Consider the following 15165-nt stretch of genomic DNA (forward strand, 5'->3'; position numbering starts at 1 on the left):
GGTCCTCAGATCAGTTCCCAGGTGCCATTGGCTTGTTTGCAGAAGGTGTTCTGCTCCTGCTCGGTCTGGCCGCTTTGCGACTTCAGGCTGACGGTGACCGGGCGGCACGCGGCCTCGGCGGCGACGGTCTCGGTCGGCAGCGACTGCAAGGAGTCGAGGTCGAAGCCTTGAGTTTCCTTGTTCGCAGCGACGTCCAGATCGTCCAGGTTCACCGCAGGTGCAGCGCGCTTGGCAATGGCTTGCGCCTTGGGCTCGACGTAATTCTTGTGCACGTAGCCGACCGTCACGCCCTTGCGGCCCACCAGGATCCAGTCACCGGTGGAGCCCACTGCGGTAAACTCGGTGTGACTCTTCAGGCTGCCGACCTTCTCGCCACTCTGGCTGGGCGCAGCACGCACGTTGAGGTTGTCACTGATGGTCACGTACGGCTCGTTGATCAGCTTCATCGACGGCACCGCCTGGATCTTCGGCGCGCGCTTGACCTCGACCTTCTTGGTCTGGGTGTATTCCTTGCCGGGGGTGATCTGCGCCGTGGCACCGGAGTGGTCGGATTTCCAGGTCACCGGCTGGGCACCGGCGGTCGGCTGGCTCAACACTTCCTGGGTACGCAGGGCCAGCGCCTGCTGGTCCTTCTCATCGAGCATGTGGCCGATGCGGTTGCCGACATAGGCACCGATACCACCGGCGATCAATGCCGCGGCGATCTTGCCGTTGCCACTGCCCATGGTCGAGCCGATGGCCACACCGGCCAGGCCACCGATCACGGTGCCCGCCTGCTCTTTGCTGATCCCGAGCTGGGCACAGGCGGTGGTCGTGGCGATGGCAACCGCCAGGAGGGACGCGACGAATTTCTTACGCAAGTGGAACACTCCATTTCCGCTGGGTCACTCTGCCCGGGGCAGAGGCCTGGTTGAGTTGTGAAAGATCGACAGGCACACGCATACCGCAGCCAATGGCAGGCTGCAGCGGTCGAGGCTGTGAGGGGCGGCTCCACCCTGCGAGCTGAGGGCGTGGAGCGAGTACGACGGGGAACATCCAACCAATCCATGTCAGAAGAAGGTCATCGTCCAGTGCGCGTAGTCATTACGGCAGAGGGTCCGGACGAGAGTGGCGTTTTGCCGCTGCATTGTAACGCATGGTTACATTGGCAATACAAGGCAAAAAATGGAGTTGAAAGCGGGAAGAAGGTGTAGGTCCTACATCTTTTAACTCAGTTTTTTCCCATTCCTTGTAGTCCAATTCCGAATCATACTGCGGGCGCTGCCAAACCATTGCGAGTGCGCGCGTTGGGGCCTAGGCTCGGTCCGTCGTTGCCAAATCAACGACCGGCTTTGACAGGCCGATACCATTCCCGCGCGCATCTACAGCTTATGGCGGCTGTTCATGGGGCACATTCGTGTGCGCCGAGTTGCTCCGGGATCCTCGGTCTGTCAACCCATGTACAGCTGCCACCCTCTTGTTTGACAGCAAGCTTGCGGCAGCACCACTGATCCTGGAGATGTGTATGCGCAAGATTGTCCCCGATCCACCCAGCTCCTTTGATTCCTCTTACATATTGCAGGACACCCTGGTCCAGACCTCGGAATACGTCACCTGTGCCTTGTCTGTCGCCCGCCAATCGGTGCAATTGAAACCCACCTCCCCCAGCTCGATCGTAATGCAGGCGGTCATCCATGAAATGGAAGTTGCCCATGCACTGGTGGAATCAGCGCTGAGGCAGCTGCAGCGCCAAGTGCAGTTGCCGACGGAACCAAGATCGTTGCACTAAGGCTCAAGTGATGGGCTGCTCATGCCGGCCTCTTCGCGGGGCAAGCCCGCTCCCACAGGTCCTGCGGCGCCCCCCCCAACCTGTGGGAGCGGGCTTGCCCCGCGAAGAGGCCGGCACAGGCCACAAGAATTTCAGGGAGAAAAAACGATGACCACAGACGACACCCAGCACCACACCACAGTTGGCAAAACCCGCTTCTACCAAGCAGAAGGCCAGACCCAACCGCTATTCCGAATCGAACCAGGCATCCCCTGCCAAGCCGCCCGTGAACAGGCATCCGAGCTCATGGGCTATGTACGAGACATGACCTTGACCGGTGTGATGGAGCGGGATGAAAAGCTGATCTGGGCCGCACACTATTTGAGCGCCATGGCCAAAGCACTGCTGGATGATGCGGAGCTAGGGATGAAACAAAAAGGCCATGATTCGCCGGCCCATTGAGGCTAACGCCTTCAGGGCACTATCGAGGAGTTGATGATGAGCAAAACAGCCAAACCAGAAGACATGCCAATTCTCGATCTGGATTTGACTCACACCAAGCCTTTTGAAGCCTACCGATTCCTTGATCACCCGGTAACGATTAGCGTGTTTCTCGCAGAAGCAATGGCGGATCAGAATACTCAGATCCTGAAGATCGCCCTTGGAGAGTTGGCGAAGGCCAAAGGCCTACATCAGGACGGATAACCCACAACGAAAAAGCCCCCGGAAGCTTTCGCTTCCAGGGGCTTCATCTTGTATGGCGGAGAGATAGGGATTTGAACCCTAGGTACTGTTGCCAGTACAACGGATTTCGAATCCGTCCCGTTCGACCACTCCGGCATCTCTCCAATGCCGCGCATCATACCAGCGAATTTTGAAAACGCAAACCTTTATTTCAAAAAAAATCGCGTGGTATCAGGCGCTTGCGTGAACAGGCCGCTTACAGCGGCACGCCCAGGCGCTTGGCAACTTCTTCGTAGGCTTCGATCACATCGCCCAGGCCCTGACGGAAGCGGTCCTTGTCCATCTTCTTGCGGGTTTCCTTGTCCCACAGGCGGCAGCCGTCCGGGCTGAACTCGTCGCCCAGGACGATCTGGCCGTGGAATACGCCGAACTCCAGCTTGAAATCGACCAGCAGCAGGCCTGCGTCATCGAACAGCTTGTTCAGCACTTCGTTGACCTTCAGCGACAGCTTTTTCATCTCGACCAGCTGTTCGGCGGTGCCCCAGCCGAAGGCGACAACGTGGGATTCGTTGATGAACGGGTCGCCCTTCTCGTCGTTCTTCAGGAACAGTTCGAAGGTGGACGGTTCGAGCTTGATACCCTCTTCCACGCCCAGGCGCTTGACCAGGCTGCCGGCGGCATAGTTACGCACTACGCACTCGACCGGGATCATGTCCAGTTTTTTGACCAGGCACTCGTTGTCGCCCAGCAGCTTGTCGAACTGGGTCGGCACGCCGGCTTCTTCGAGTTTCTGCATGATGAAGGCGTTGAACTTGTTGTTCACCATGCCTTTGCGGTCGAGCTGTTCGATGCGCTTGCCGTCGAACGCCGAGGTGTCGTTGCGGAACAGCAGGATCAAGCGGTCGGCGTCGTCGGTCTTGTAAACCGATTTGGCTTTGCCGCGGTAGAGTTCTTCGCGTTTTTCCATGATTGGGCTCCGCTTGCTTGAGTGGTTGGGCTAGGCGATTTCGCGCCAGTCGAGCCCGTGTTCCTGATTCGCCACCTGGAGCCAGTCCGGGTCGCACCCAAGGGTGTCGACGAAGCACTGGCGGGCCAGATGTGGCAGGTTGTTCTTGCTGCTGAGGTGGGCCAGCACCAGGTGTTGCAGGTTGTTCCAGCCCAACTCTTGCACCAGGCGCGCGGCCTGGTGGTTGTTCAAATGTCCTTGCATGCCACCTACCCGCTGCTTCAGGAAAACCGGGTAGTGACCGCGTGCCAGCAAATCGCGGCAGTGGTTGGCTTCGATCAGCAGTGCGTCCAGGCCCTGGTAACGCTCCAGCAGCAGTGCGTCGTACGAGCCCAGGTCGGTGAGCATGCCGAAGCGCCGGCGGCCGTCGCTGATGACGTACTGCAGCGGCTCATAGGCATCGTGCTCGACCCGCGCCGCACTCACTTCCAGGGCGCCGATCTGCAGGCGCTCGCCACAAGCGAGAAAACCGGCCACCTCCACCGGCTTGCGCAGGCCGCGCAAAGTCCCTTGGCTGAGGTAGACCGGTACATTGTAGCGCCGTGACAGCAAGCCCACCCCATGCACGTGGTCGGCATGTTCGTGGGTGACCAGCACGGCGCTCAGTTGCGCTGCCGACACCCCGAGCAGCGCCAGGCGCCGCTCGGTTTCACGCAGGGAAAACCCGCAATCGACCAGGATGAACGTGTCACCGCTAGCGATCAGCGTGCCATTTCCCTGGCTGCCGCTTCCGAGTACCGCGAAGCGCACTTAACCCAGGTGGTCCTGAATGGCGCTCAGCACGCGGCGGGCGACATCGGCCGGGGCCACGGTGTTGATGTTTTTCTCGACCGTCACCTGCACGCTCTCGCCAACCTTGCTCAGGCGCACCTGGTAACGCTCGGCACGGGCTTCGCGCTCTTCCTTGGTCGGCTCGCTGCCGAACAGGCGGCTGAAGAAGCCAGGCTGGTTCTGCTTGTCGTCAGGCTTTTCCGACAGGTTGATGTAGTACAGGCCCAGGCTGCGGTTGATGTCTTCGACGCGCCATTCACCACCCTGCTCCAGCGCACGGCCAACGCCGGACCAGGCACGATCCAGGTCGGAGCCGAGGAACAGCACGGGGTTGCCGCTGCCGTCTTCACTCAGGCTGACGCGGCTTGGCGCATCGAAATCGCGCGCGGCCAGCAGGGACACCGAACCGCCCTTCTCGGCGTTGCGATTCATGCTGGCGAGCATTTCGTCGACCAGCAGCGCATCGGCGCCGGTGTTGCTTGAGGTGGACGGGAATGCCGTGTCGGCGGTGCTGCCGGCCGGGCGCTCGACGCTGACGACGTACACCTCGGAGGTGTTGCGCTGCACGCCGGGTTCCATGCGAACACGCACGCGCACTTCGCTGTCGCCGCTGCTGGCGGTGCTCGCCAGGCGCTGGCCGAGCGAGGCCGACAGTTCGTCGAAACGCTGCCAGGTGGTGGTGAATTCGCCGGTTTGCGGGCGCTCTTCGGCGATACGGAAACCGTTGTCCTCGAAGAACTGGTGCGCCACCGGCCAGACTTCGGCAGGCGAACGCTGGGCCAGCACCCAACGGCTGTTACCGCTGCGCTGCAGGCTGAAATCGCTGACTTCGGCACCGCCGGTCAGGGGTTGCGGACGCGGCACTTCGAATTCGCCCGTGGCGCTGTCGTCGGCGACGTTGCGCGGGATCGGCAGCAGCGGGTCAAGACGCTTGACGTTGCTGGCGTCCGGCGGCAGCTGCATCGGCGCGGTTGGGTGCGCCTGCAGGTAATCGCTGCCGCGGTCGCGGAAATAGCCATCCTCGCCCCACAGCCAGCCACACCCACTGGTGCTGGAAATGATCAGGGCGAGCGCGGAAAGACCAGCCAGTCGCTTCATGCGGTGTACTTCCTCGATTAAACCAGTACGCCGGACTGGCGCAAGGCAGTACGGACTTTTTCGTGACAGCCTTCGCTCAGCCAGGTCAGCGGCAGGCGAATACCTTTGTGCATCAGGCCCATTTCCACCAGCGCCCACTTCACCGGAATCGGGTTGGCTTCGCAGAACAGGTCTTTGTGCAGCGGCATGAGTTTTTCGTTGATTGCGCGGGCCTTCTCGGCATTGCCCTCAAGGGCGGCCTCGCACAGGTCGGCCATTTCGCGCGGGGCGACGTTGGCAGTGACGGAGATGTTGCCTTTGCCACCCATCAGGATCAGCTCGACCGCAGTCGGGTCATCGCCGGACAGGACGATGAAGTCTTTGCTGACGCCATCGAGGATGGCCTTGGCGCGCACCAGGTCGCCGGTGGCTTCCTTGATGCCGATGATGTTCGGCACAGTCGACAGGCGGATCACGGTCTCGGCCTGCATGTCGCAGGAGGTGCGGCCGGGTACGTTGTAGAGGATCTGCGGGATGTCGACGGCTTCGGCGATGTGCTTGAAGTGCTGGTACAGGCCTTCCTGGGTCGGCTTGTTGTAGTACGGCACTACCAGCAGGCAGGCGTCGGCGCCGGCATTCTTGGCGTTCTGGGTCAGGTGCACGGCTTCGGCGGTGGAGTTGGCGCCGGTGCCGGCGATCACTGGGATCGGCTTCCCGCTGTGCTTGACGCGCTCGACCACGTGCTTGATGACCAGGATGTGTTCTTCGACATCCAGGGTGGCGGACTCACCGGTGGTGCCGACAGCGACGATCGCGTGGGTGCCATTTTCCAGGTGGAAGTCTACAAGTTTGTCGAGGCTGCCCCAATCAAGACGCCCTTGTGCATCCATGGGTGTGACCAATGCCACCATACTGCCCGCAATCATGTAACTGCTCCTGCCGGAAAAAGAGAGCGGTAATGGTACTGGGGGCATCGGCCTTGCACAAGCGAAGCAGGCGGGCGGAGCATTCCCCTCGGCGCCTTATTTCGCTACCCTTGACCCTTTGATCGGTGCAGCGCGGCCCGCCGGGCCGTCGACCTTGCTCCCCGGCCAGCGTCCACGTCCTCGCATGCGAGCCCCGGGCCCTGCCGACAGGAGGCTTTCGCCCGTCCTGTACCGACCGCTCATCGCTTTAGGAATGCTGCATGTCCACCCCCACCGTCCGCGAACAATTCCTTGTCATCAGTGCCTTGGGCCCCAACCCGATGGAGCTGGCCAACGTCCTCAGCCGCGCTGCCTTCGAAAACCGCTGTGCGGTCGTCACCTCGCGCCTGAGCCGCCATGGCGAGACCAGCGCCCTTGTCTTGCAGGTTGGCGGCAGCTGGGATGCCCTGGCACGCTTCGAAGCCACCCTGCCGGGCCTGGGCAAGAAGCACGGCCTGACCCTCGACGTGGTGCGCAGCGCCGACCAGGAGGTGCGCCCGCAGGCCCTGCCTTATGTGGCCTACGTCAGCGCCGCCTATCGCCCGGACATCATCAACGAGCTGTGCCAGTTCTTCCTCGACCACCGCGTCGAGCTGGAAGCGATGACCTGCGACACCTACCTGGCGCCGCAGACCGGCAGCAGCATGCTCAACGCCCAGTTCACCGTGATCCTGCCGGCCGGCACCCAGATCAGCTGGCTGCGCGACCAGTTCCTCGATTTTGCCGACGCCCTCAACCTGGACGCGCTGATCGAACCTTGGCGCCCACAGAACCCCGTATAAGGAAAGCCCCCATGGCCGTAGCACTCCAGCAACCCGTCGCCGACTTCCAGGCCCAGGCCACCAGCGGCCAGACGGTCAGCCTGGCCGAGCTCAAGGGCCGCCAAGTAGTGGTGTACTTCTACCCCAAAGACAGCACTCCAGGCTGCACCACCGAGGGCCAGGGTTTCCGCGACCAGCATGCGGCCTTCGAAGCGGCCAACACCGTAGTGTTCGGGGTATCGCGTGACGGCATCAAGTCGCACGAGAACTTCAAGGCCAAGCAGGGCTTCCCATTCGAGCTGATCAGCGACAAGGACGAAGCGCTGTGCCAGCTGTTCGACGTGATCAAGCTGAAGAAGCTGTATGGCAAGGAATACATGGGCGTGGACCGCAGCACGTTCCTGATCGACAAGGACGGTGTACTGCGCCAGGAATGGCGCGGAGTGAAGGTGCCCGGGCATGTGGATGCCGTGTTGGCGGCGGCCCAGGACCTGAACAAGGCTTGAGATTGAATGGGGCTGCTTTGCAGCCCCATTCACATCAGAGCATCGGTGAAACGCTCAGCTCCTGCCGCGGCCAGGCATCCAGCACCGCCTTGATCAGCGTCGCCAGCGGGATCGCGAAGAAGATCCCCCAGAAGCCCCACAACCCGCCGAACAGCAACACCGCGCAAATGATCGCCACCGGATGCAGGCTGACCGCCTCGGAGAACAGCAGCGGCACAAGCACGTTGCCGTCCAGCGCCTGAATGATCGCGTACACCGTCATCAGGTAGATGAACTGGTCACCCCAGCCCCACTGGAACAGCGCAATCAGCGTCACCGGCACAGTCACCACAACCGCCCCCACATACGGCACCACCACCGACAAGCCCACCAGCAGCGCCAGCAATGCCGCGTAGTTGAGCCCCAGGGTGATGAAGGCAATATAGGTGGCGATCCCACAGATCAGAATTTCGATGCCCTTGCCACGAATGTAGTTGGCGATCTGTCGGTTCATCTCGCTGCCCACTCGGTTCAGCAGGGTGCGCTGGCGCGGCAGGTAGCCGCTGACCCAGCGGCCGATCAGCTCGCGATCCTTCAGGAAGAAGAACACCAGGATCGGCACCAGCACCAGGTAGATCATGGCGTTGACCAATAGCGGCAGGCTCGACAGAGAGAACGTAAGCGCCCATTGGCCGAACTTGCCGATCTCGCCGCGCACCGACTCGATGGCGTGCAGCACCTGCTCGTCCGAGACCAGGTGTGGGTAGCGCTCCGGCAACAGCAACAGCAGCGACTGCCACTTGCCAAGCATGCCCGGCAGTTCGTTGAACAGGGTAATCAGCTGATGCCAGAGCAACGGCACCAACACCAGCAGGAACACCGCCAGCGCGCCCATGAACAGCGCGAATACCAGCATCACCGCCAGCCGCGTCGGCACCCGCAGGCGCTCCAGGGCATTGACCAGCCCCTGCATCAAAAAGGCCAGCACCATGCCCGCCAGCACGGGTGCAAGCATGCCGCCGAGGGTAAGGACCGCGGTAAAGGCCAGAAACAGCAGGACCGCCAGCACCACTGCTTCCTCATCGGAGAAGTAGCGATGCATCCAGTCGCGAAGCACTTTGAACATTGACGATCCTTAGGTTGGAGCTCAGGCCTTGCGCAGCCAGTAGGTATAGGTGCCGGCATCGGCCGTTTCCTGCAGCAGCGTATGACCGGCCAGCTTGGCAAAAGTGCGGAAGTCGCGCTGGGAGCCTGCGTCGGTGGCGATCACCTTGAGCACCGCGCCACTGGCCAGGCGGTTGAGCTCCATTTTCGCCTTGAGCAGCGGCAACGGGCAGTTCAGCCCGCTGGCGTCGAGTTCGGCGTCGCAGGTCAGGGTGTCACTCATCGAAGATTCTCCAGCCCGTGGGGCAGACGTGTCTGGTAACAGGTCCGCTAGGATACCGCCACTGGTCGCCAACGTGCGAGCGGGCTACAGTAGGGGCTTTGATCCGACGCGAGCTTCGTGCATGAATCTACTGCGCCCTACCCTGCTGACGCTGGCCTGCCTGATGGCCCTCCCCGGCCATGCTGACGACCTGCCGTCCTTGGGCGACGCCAGCTCCGCGATCGTCTCGCCGAAACAGGAACACGACCTGGGGCGCGCCTGGCTGAGCCTGCTGCGCGGCCAGGTCAACCAGCTGAACGACCCACAGCTCAAAGACTACGTCGAGACCACTGTGTATCGCCTGGCCGAAACCAGCCAGCTGCAGGACCGGCGCCTGGAATTCATCCTGATCGACAGCCGCGAACTCAACGCCTTCGCCGCCCCCGGCGGCATCGTCGGGGTCAACGGCGGGCTGTTCCTCAATGCCCAGACCGAAGGCGAGTATGCCTCGGTACTGGCCCACGAACTGGCGCACTTGTCCCAGCGCCACTTCGCCCGTGGCGTCGAAGCCCAGCAACGCATGCAACTGCCGATGATGGCCGCGCTGCTGGCCGGTATCGTGCTGGCGGCGGGCGGTGCCGGTGATGCCGGCATCGGCATGATTGCCGGCACCCAGGCGGCGGCAATCCAGGAGCAACGGCGCTTCTCGCGGCAGAACGAGCAGGAAGCCGACCGCGTCGGCATCCAGAACCTGGAAAAGGCCGGTTACGACCCTCGCAACATGCCGACCATGTTCGAGCGCCTGGCGCGCCAGTACCGTTTTGACGCCAAGCCTCCGGAATTCCTGCTGACTCACCCGGTGACCGAATCGCGTATCGCCGACACCCGCAACCGCGCCGAACAGGCACCCAAGGGCGGGGTCGAGGATAGCCAGCGCTACCAGCTTATTCGCGCCCGCGTGGCCCTCACCTACGAAGGTACTCCGGGCTTGGCAGCCAAGCGTTTTCGCGCGCAGCTCGACGAAGACCCCAAGTTGGATGCCGCGCGTTATGGCCTGGCCCTGGCACAGATCAAAGGCGGCCAACTGAACGAAGCGCGTGAGAACCTCAAGCCGCTGCTGGCCAAGGCGCCCAACGACATCACCTATAACCTGGCGCAGATCGACCTGGACATCACCAACAACCGCCTGGCCGATGCGCAGCAGCGGGCTGAGCGCATGCAGGGGTTGTATCCGGGCAACTATCCGCTGAAACAGGTGCGCGCCGATTTGCTGGTCAAGCAGAACAAGCCGGCCGAGGCCGAGAAGGTGCTCAACGACCTGCTCAAAAGCCGGCCGGATGACCCGGACGTGTGGTACGACATGGCCGAGGTGCGCGGTTTGTCGGGCAACACCATCGGCCTGCACCGAGCGCGTGCCGAGTACTTCACCCTGGTGGGGGATTTTGACCAGGCGATCCAGCAGCTGGATTACGCCAAGCGCCGAGCGGGGAGCAACTTCCCGCTGGCGTCGCAGATCGACCAGCGCCAGCGTGAGATCATGGAGCAACGGCGCATGGTGCAGGAAATGATGGGGCGCTAGGGTATGCCTGCGAAAGGGCCGCAAAGCGGCCCCGGCGAAATCAGGCGTTACCGGACAACTTGAGCCGAGCCGCCTGAGTAAAGTCCAACATGCGGTTCAACGGTTTGATCGCCTTGGGCACCAGCGCCGGGTCCACAAAGATTTCATTAGTCCCATTACGCAGACAATCCAACACCCGCTCCAGAGTATTCATCGCCATCCACGGGCAGTGCGCACAACTGCGGCAAGCCGCGCCATTACCGGCCGTCGGCGCTTCGACGAATTCCTTGTCCGGGCACAACTGCTGCATCTTGTAGAAGATGCCGCGGTCAGTGGCGACGATGAAAGTCTTGTTCGGCAGGGTCTGCGCGGCTTTGATCAACTGACTGGTGGAACCCACCGCGTCGGCCAGATCGATCACCGACTCAGGCGATTCGGGGTGCACCAGAATTGCCGCATCCGGGTACAGCGCCTTCATGTCGGCCAACTGGCGCGACTTGAACTCTTCGTGAACGATGCAGGCACCGTCCCACAGCAGCATGTCGGCGCCGGTCTGCTTCTGGATGTAACGGCCCAGATGCTGGTCAGGCCCCCAGATGATGGTCTCGCCGTTGTCCATCAGGCTTTCGACGATCTCCAGCGCGCAGCTGGACGTCACTACCCAGTCGGCGCGGGCTTTGACCGCCGCCGAGGTGTTGGCATAGACCACCACTGTGCGCTCGGGGTGCTGGTCGCAGAAGGCCGAGAACTCTTCGACCGGGCAACCCAGGTCGAGCGAGCAGGTGGCTTCCAGGGTCGGCATCAGCACGCGCTTTTCAGGGGTGAGAATCTTGGCGGTTTCGCCCATGAAGCGCACGCCGGCAACGATTACCGTTTCAGCGGGGTGGTTCTTGCCGAAACGGGCCATTTCCAGCGAGTCGGACACGCAGCCGCCAGTTTCTTCGGCCAGTGCCTGGATCACCGGGTCACAGTAGTAGTGGGCAACCAATACGGCGTTCTGTGCCTTGAGCTCGGCAGCGATGGCCGCACGGTACTCGGCCTCCTGCTCGGCTGTCAGCGGGTTGGGCTGCTTGGCGTCGAGGTGGGCCTGAACCAACAGGCGTTCGGAAATCTGGGTCATGATCGCTGGACCTGCAGGCGCGCGTGCGCGTCAAATCGAGTGTATCACCCGGCCCTGACAGATCGGCTAAGGGTGCCGGACGGCAGGCATGCCGCCACGGCCCTCTGCGGGCGCGGATTGTTATCGGACGCCGAAGGCTACAGACAATCGTGACAATTCAAAAGCGGTTTTTGTTGAGCCTGTGCTGGCCTCTTCGCGGCTAAAGCCGCTCCCACAGGGCGGGGTTCAGTGGGAGCGGCTTTAGCCGCGAAGAGGCCAGCACAGGCTTGGAGAATCAGCCCTGCGGCTGCATCGCCGCGAAGTGCGCCGCGAGGATCATGGCGAACTGCTCGACGGTCATCTTCTTGCCGTTAAAATCGACCATACCATCGGCATAGTGCAGGCTCGATACCACATCATTGCCCTGCACCGTGGCCATGCCACTCTGCAGCGCCATCATGCCGACCATTTCACCGGCCTGGCTGGACTGCATGGCGATCGCCTGGGCATCGGTCTGCCCTTCCAGCAAGGCCTGCAGGGTGGCCAGGTCACCGATCATCGGCTTGGACAGCGACAGCTTGCTCTTCACCTGGGTGATCAGCTGCTTGCTCAACTGATCGGACGGCAGGTCGAAGGAGGTGGGGCTGGCGAAATCCATCGTCAGGTTGAAGCGGCTTTCGCCATTGGCCGTCTTGAACGACAGGTTCTCCACCGCCAGCTGCGGTTTGGACGCCAGCAGCTGTTTCAGGTCGCCTTGGAACTTGGCTTTCTCTGCGTCGCCCATCTGGATTTCCGGGAATGGCTGCCCGACAGCGGCGGCCGCCTGAAACTCCGGCAAATGCGCCTGGTACCACTGCGACAACGACTGCAGGGCCGGAGCGTTGATGGATTTGATGCTCACCGCCATCTGCCCACTGCCGACGGCGCGGCCGTCCCAGGTGATGTCCGCCACCTTGTAATCCACACGGCCACCTACGGTATCCGGGCCGTCGAGGGACTGCACGGCGTTCTGCTCCAGGCCCTTGAGCAGCAGCACTTGCTGCTTCGGCCCCAAAGTCGCCTTGGCTTCTGCCAACAGCACATCCAGGGTGCCGACATAGATCGCGTCATGCTGGGTGGCCGCCAGGTTGCCACCGATCTTCAGCCCCTTCAGTTCGAAGGTGGCGGGTGGGTGATCTTCGCCCACCAATTTCATTTCGAAACGATCGGCCGTGCCATGGAATTTCGACGCATTACCCGATTCGTCACCGCTGATTGCCAGGCGCATGCCGGAGAAGTCCAGGGTACTGCCGTTGTCCTCGGTCAGTTTGACCGGCTCCAGCAGGATGCTGCCATCGACATTGCCGCCAAAACCGATGCTGGTCTGCGAGGTCACCGGGGCCTTGTCACCCGCAGCGGCGAACCACGGCGCAGTGAAGTCGTCCTTGTCCAGCGCACTGTTGCTGGCCGCGAGCACCGGCATCAGCTTGAATGCCTTGACCCGCGACCATGGGAACGGACCATGCTCGATCTGATCGGTAACACCCACCTCAAAGTCGATCGTCTGGCCATCGGACAAGTGGATATCGCGAGCCTTGAGCCGATAGTGCGCGGTGCTGCTGAAGAAATGCTGCTCCAGCGAAGCCAATTCGAGCGTCATGTTGCCGCCCACCCCGACCAGGGCCTTTTTCAGCTGGGCGTTGCCACGGCTGATGGAGTGCTCCAGCTGCTCAGGCAGCTGTTTGCCGGTGTACCAGGCGCCAGCGGTGGTGACGACGGCAATGGCGATGGCCAGGCCGGAGAAGATGCCTACTGATTTCTTCATGAATTGAACCGATTGATGTCCATATGGGCGGATTGGCAGCTGGAAGGCTGCGCGGGTGCGAAATAGTATCACCCCGATCTCGCCCTAGTGATCGCCGAAGAGACGAAATCATGCATTTAGGCAGCATCCGACACTGCACAAGGAAACCTCTTACTCGTTAAATTTTACGGACATCCACATCGATCAAAATCGCAAAAAAGCGCGCAAATACCGAACATAACGGCCTAAAAATCGATAAATATTTCAATTTCGTAACATCTTGTCATGTTTAACTTGACACCCACCTACCCATCGTTTTTTATTTTCACCACTTAGCGCGCCTACCCCCCGCGCGTCCCGCCGCTCCAACATAAAAGGTGAATAACATGGAGCCCACCCGCTCGCCCCTGCCGCATGCGCAATACCCCGTGCCCGCCGTTCACGCCCAGCAGCAGGAGCCATGCCAGCATGCAGCCTGATCACAGCGCCACCGGCAACGGCCAACTCCGTAAAACCCTGCGCCTCTGGCACGTGATCATCATCGGCCTGGCTTACCTGACGCCGATGACCGTGTTCGACACCTTCGGCATCGTATCCGGGATAACCGCAGGCCACGTGCCCAGCGCCTACATCCTGGCGCTGGCCGGCATCCTGTTCACCGCGGTTAGCTATGGCACCCTGGTGCGCCGTTTCCCACAATCGGGCTCGGCCTATACCTACACCCAGCGCGCGATCAACCCGCACGTGGGCTTTCTGGTGGGCTGGTCGTCGCTGCTCGACTACCTGCTGCTGCCAATGGTCAACGCCCTGCTGGCCAAGCTCTACCTTTCGGCGATGTTCCCCGAAGTGCCGGAGTGGATCTGGGTGGCCGGTTTCGTCACCCTGATCAGCCTGATCAACATGCGCAGCGTCAACCTGGTGGCGCACTTCAACCTGCTGTTCGTGGCCGTGCAGGTGGCGATCATCGCCGTGTTCATCTACCTCTGCGTGCGCGGCCTGGACCAGGGCGAAGGCCTGGGCACGGCCTGGAGCCTGCTGCCGTTCGCCGACAGCCAGACTCAGTTCAGCGCCCTGGCCGCCGGTGCGACCATCCTGTGCTTCTCGTTCCTGGGCTTCGACGCCGTGACCTGCCTGTCGGAAGAAACCCGCGACCCGGCCAAGACCATCCCTCGAGCGATCTTCCTTACCGCACTGATCGGCGGCCTGGTGTTCATCACCGTGTCGTACTTCATCCAGGCCTATTTCCCGACCATGACGCGCTTCCACGACCAGGAAGCCGCCCTGCCGGAAATCGCCCTGTACGTCGGCGGCAAGCTGTTCCAGTCGATCTTCATCGCCTGCACCGTGATCAACACCATCGCGTCCGGCCTGGCCTCGCAAACCAGCGTCTCGCGCCTGCTGTATGTGATGGGCCGCGACAAGGTGATCCCGGCCGGCATCTTCGCCCGCCTGCACCCGCGCTACAAAACCCCAGTGATGAACATCGCGGTGGTCGGCCTGATTTCGCTGTCGGCGATCTTCTTCGACCTGGTCACCGCCACCTCGATCATCAACTTCGGCGCGTTGGTGGCGTTCAGTTTCGTCAACCTGTCGGTGATCAACCACTGCTACCTGCGCGAAGGCAATCGTCAGGGCCTGAAAAACAACTTGGTCTACCTGGTGCTGCCGACCATCGGCTTCTGCATCATCGTCTCGCTGTGGCTTGACCTGAACCCGCACTCGCTGATGTTCGGCGGCGTCTGGGCAGCGCTGGGCCTGGTGTACCTGGCCTGGCTGACCAAGGCCTTCACCGCATCGCCGCCAAACTACGTTGCGGAATAACCACGACTGAATCATCACGCTGCCGACAACGCCCGCGCCTGA

At 61.8% G+C, this 15165-nt stretch carries 16 protein-coding genes and 1 tRNA gene; 7 read left to right on the plus strand and 10 right to left on the minus strand.

From position 1 onward, the window contains the following. Positions 1-5: 5 nt before the first annotated feature. The gene (locus tag ACIQUF_RS08250) at positions 6-860 is read right to left on the minus strand and encodes an SH3 domain-containing protein (protein WP_403130453.1); all 855 of its coding nucleotides are present in this window, start codon (positions 858-860) and stop codon (positions 6-8) included. Positions 861-1504: 644 nt separating this feature from the next. On the opposite strand from ACIQUF_RS08250, the gene ACIQUF_RS08255 reads away from it, so the two are divergent. The 3 genes from ACIQUF_RS08255 (at position 1505) to ACIQUF_RS08265 (ending at position 2452) form a co-directional block, all read left to right on the plus strand. After that, a complete protein-coding gene (locus tag ACIQUF_RS08255; RefSeq protein ID WP_403130455.1) occupies positions 1505-1768 on the plus strand; it encodes a hypothetical protein in 264 nt (87 codons plus the stop codon). Positions 1769-1915: 147 nt separating this feature from the next. Beyond that, positions 1916-2209 carry a DUF3077 domain-containing protein gene (locus ACIQUF_RS08260; protein WP_403130457.1) on the plus strand — a complete coding sequence of 98 codons (294 nt, stop codon included), beginning with the start codon at positions 1916-1918 and terminating at the stop codon, positions 2207-2209. A 36-nt stretch (positions 2210-2245) separates the two neighbouring features. Further along, positions 2246-2452 carry a hypothetical protein gene (locus tag ACIQUF_RS08265; RefSeq protein WP_403130460.1) on the plus strand — a complete coding sequence of 69 codons (207 nt, stop codon included), beginning with the start codon at positions 2246-2248 and terminating at the stop codon, positions 2450-2452. Between the two features lie 53 nt (positions 2453-2505). Here ACIQUF_RS08265 and ACIQUF_RS08270 read toward each other — a convergent pair. From ACIQUF_RS08270 to dapA, 5 genes are all read right to left on the minus strand, one after another. After that, positions 2506-2595, minus strand: a tRNA-Ser gene (locus ACIQUF_RS08270). A 92-nt stretch (positions 2596-2687) separates the two neighbouring features. Further along, a complete protein-coding gene (purC, locus tag ACIQUF_RS08275) occupies positions 2688-3398 on the minus strand; it encodes a phosphoribosylaminoimidazolesuccinocarboxamide synthase (protein WP_008097517.1) in 711 nt (236 codons plus the stop codon). A gap of 30 nt (positions 3399-3428) precedes the next feature. Then, the gene (locus ACIQUF_RS08280) at positions 3429-4187 is read right to left on the minus strand and encodes an MBL fold metallo-hydrolase (protein WP_400795822.1); all 759 of its coding nucleotides are present in this window, start codon (positions 4185-4187) and stop codon (positions 3429-3431) included. Continuing rightward, complete coding sequence (bamC, locus tag ACIQUF_RS08285; protein ID WP_400795825.1) at positions 4188-5306, minus strand: outer membrane protein assembly factor BamC; 1119 nt, start codon at positions 5304-5306, stop codon at positions 4188-4190. A gap of 17 nt (positions 5307-5323) precedes the next feature. Further along, entirely contained in the window at positions 5324-6211 is an 888-nt protein-coding gene (gene dapA, locus ACIQUF_RS08290) for a 4-hydroxy-tetrahydrodipicolinate synthase (RefSeq protein ID WP_403130463.1), read from the minus strand. 260 nt (positions 6212-6471) lie between these two features. Here dapA and ACIQUF_RS08295 point away from each other — a divergent pair, with 260 nt between their 5' ends. Beyond that, entirely contained in the window at positions 6472-7032 is a 561-nt protein-coding gene (locus ACIQUF_RS08295; RefSeq protein WP_400795831.1) for a glycine cleavage system protein R, read from the plus strand. An 11-nt stretch (positions 7033-7043) separates the two neighbouring features. Further along, on the plus strand, positions 7044-7517 hold the full coding sequence (locus ACIQUF_RS08300) for a peroxiredoxin (RefSeq protein ID WP_403130465.1): 474 nt from the start codon (positions 7044-7046) through the stop codon (positions 7515-7517). A 34-nt stretch (positions 7518-7551) separates the two neighbouring features. On the opposite strand, the gene ACIQUF_RS08305 is transcribed toward ACIQUF_RS08300, so the two are convergent. Together ACIQUF_RS08305 and ACIQUF_RS08310 are read right to left on the minus strand one after the other, a co-directional pair. Continuing rightward, positions 7552-8622 (minus strand): AI-2E family transporter, encoded by a 1071-nt coding sequence (locus ACIQUF_RS08305; protein WP_403130466.1) that lies wholly within the window; start codon positions 8620-8622, stop codon positions 7552-7554. Between the two features lie 21 nt (positions 8623-8643). Continuing rightward, positions 8644-8883 (minus strand): sulfurtransferase TusA family protein, encoded by a 240-nt coding sequence (locus ACIQUF_RS08310; protein WP_016488641.1) that lies wholly within the window; start codon positions 8881-8883, stop codon positions 8644-8646. 121 nt (positions 8884-9004) lie between these two features. On the opposite strand from ACIQUF_RS08310, the gene ACIQUF_RS08315 reads away from it, so the two are divergent. Continuing rightward, positions 9005-10441 (plus strand): M48 family metalloprotease, encoded by a 1437-nt coding sequence (locus ACIQUF_RS08315; RefSeq protein ID WP_403130470.1) that lies wholly within the window; start codon positions 9005-9007, stop codon positions 10439-10441. A gap of 40 nt (positions 10442-10481) precedes the next feature. Here the strand turns inward: ACIQUF_RS08315 and nadA are convergent, their stop codons facing one another. Both nadA and ACIQUF_RS08325 read right to left on the minus strand, forming a co-directional pair. After that, the gene (gene nadA, locus ACIQUF_RS08320) at positions 10482-11540 is read right to left on the minus strand and encodes a quinolinate synthase NadA (protein WP_403130473.1); all 1059 of its coding nucleotides are present in this window, start codon (positions 11538-11540) and stop codon (positions 10482-10484) included. Between the two features lie 274 nt (positions 11541-11814). Beyond that, on the minus strand, positions 11815-13323 hold the full coding sequence (locus ACIQUF_RS08325) for a YdgA family protein (protein WP_403130476.1): 1509 nt from the start codon (positions 13321-13323) through the stop codon (positions 11815-11817). A 447-nt stretch (positions 13324-13770) separates the two neighbouring features. On the opposite strand from ACIQUF_RS08325, the gene ACIQUF_RS08330 reads away from it, so the two are divergent. Beyond that, positions 13771-15123, plus strand: coding sequence for an APC family permease (locus tag ACIQUF_RS08330; protein WP_403130478.1), 1353 nt, complete (start codon positions 13771-13773; stop codon positions 15121-15123). Positions 15124-15165: the final 42 nt, after the last annotated feature.

Source organism: Pseudomonas sp. NPDC090233 (assembly GCF_044772285.1).
GTDB lineage: Bacteria > Pseudomonadota > Gammaproteobacteria > Pseudomonadales > Pseudomonadaceae > Aquipseudomonas.

What these genes read in the sequence shown, in the direction of transcription:
- ACIQUF_RS08255 (WP_403130455.1), top strand. Translation starts at nt 1,505, where the DNA reads ATGCGCAAGATTGTCCCCGATCCACCCAGCTCCTTTGATTCCTCTTAC.
- ACIQUF_RS08260 (WP_403130457.1), top strand. Translation starts at nt 1,916, where the DNA reads ATGACCACAGACGACACCCAGCACCACACCACAGTTGGCAAAACCCGC.
- ACIQUF_RS08265 (WP_403130460.1), top strand. Translation starts at nt 2,246, where the DNA reads ATGAGCAAAACAGCCAAACCAGAAGACATGCCAATTCTCGATCTGGAT.
- purC (WP_008097517.1), bottom strand. Translation starts at nt 3,398, where the DNA reads ATGGAAAAACGCGAAGAACTCTACCGCGGCAAAGCCAAATCGGTTTAC.
- bamC (WP_400795825.1), bottom strand. Translation starts at nt 5,306, where the DNA reads ATGAAGCGACTGGCTGGTCTTTCCGCGCTCGCCCTGATCATTTCCAGC.
- dapA (WP_403130463.1), bottom strand. Translation starts at nt 6,211, where the DNA reads ATGATTGCGGGCAGTATGGTGGCATTGGTCACACCCATGGATGCACAA.
- ACIQUF_RS08295 (WP_400795831.1), top strand. Translation starts at nt 6,472, where the DNA reads ATGTCCACCCCCACCGTCCGCGAACAATTCCTTGTCATCAGTGCCTTG.
- ACIQUF_RS08300 (WP_403130465.1), top strand. Translation starts at nt 7,044, where the DNA reads ATGGCCGTAGCACTCCAGCAACCCGTCGCCGACTTCCAGGCCCAGGCC.
- ACIQUF_RS08305 (WP_403130466.1), bottom strand. Translation starts at nt 8,622, where the DNA reads ATGTTCAAAGTGCTTCGCGACTGGATGCATCGCTACTTCTCCGATGAG.
- ACIQUF_RS08310 (WP_016488641.1), bottom strand. Translation starts at nt 8,883, where the DNA reads ATGAGTGACACCCTGACCTGCGACGCCGAACTCGACGCCAGCGGGCTG.
- ACIQUF_RS08315 (WP_403130470.1), top strand. Translation starts at nt 9,005, where the DNA reads ATGAATCTACTGCGCCCTACCCTGCTGACGCTGGCCTGCCTGATGGCC.
- nadA (WP_403130473.1), bottom strand. Translation starts at nt 11,540, where the DNA reads ATGACCCAGATTTCCGAACGCCTGTTGGTTCAGGCCCACCTCGACGCC.
- ACIQUF_RS08325 (WP_403130476.1), bottom strand. Translation starts at nt 13,323, where the DNA reads ATGAAGAAATCAGTAGGCATCTTCTCCGGCCTGGCCATCGCCATTGCC.
- ACIQUF_RS08330 (WP_403130478.1), top strand. Translation starts at nt 13,771, where the DNA reads ATGCAGCCTGATCACAGCGCCACCGGCAACGGCCAACTCCGTAAAACC.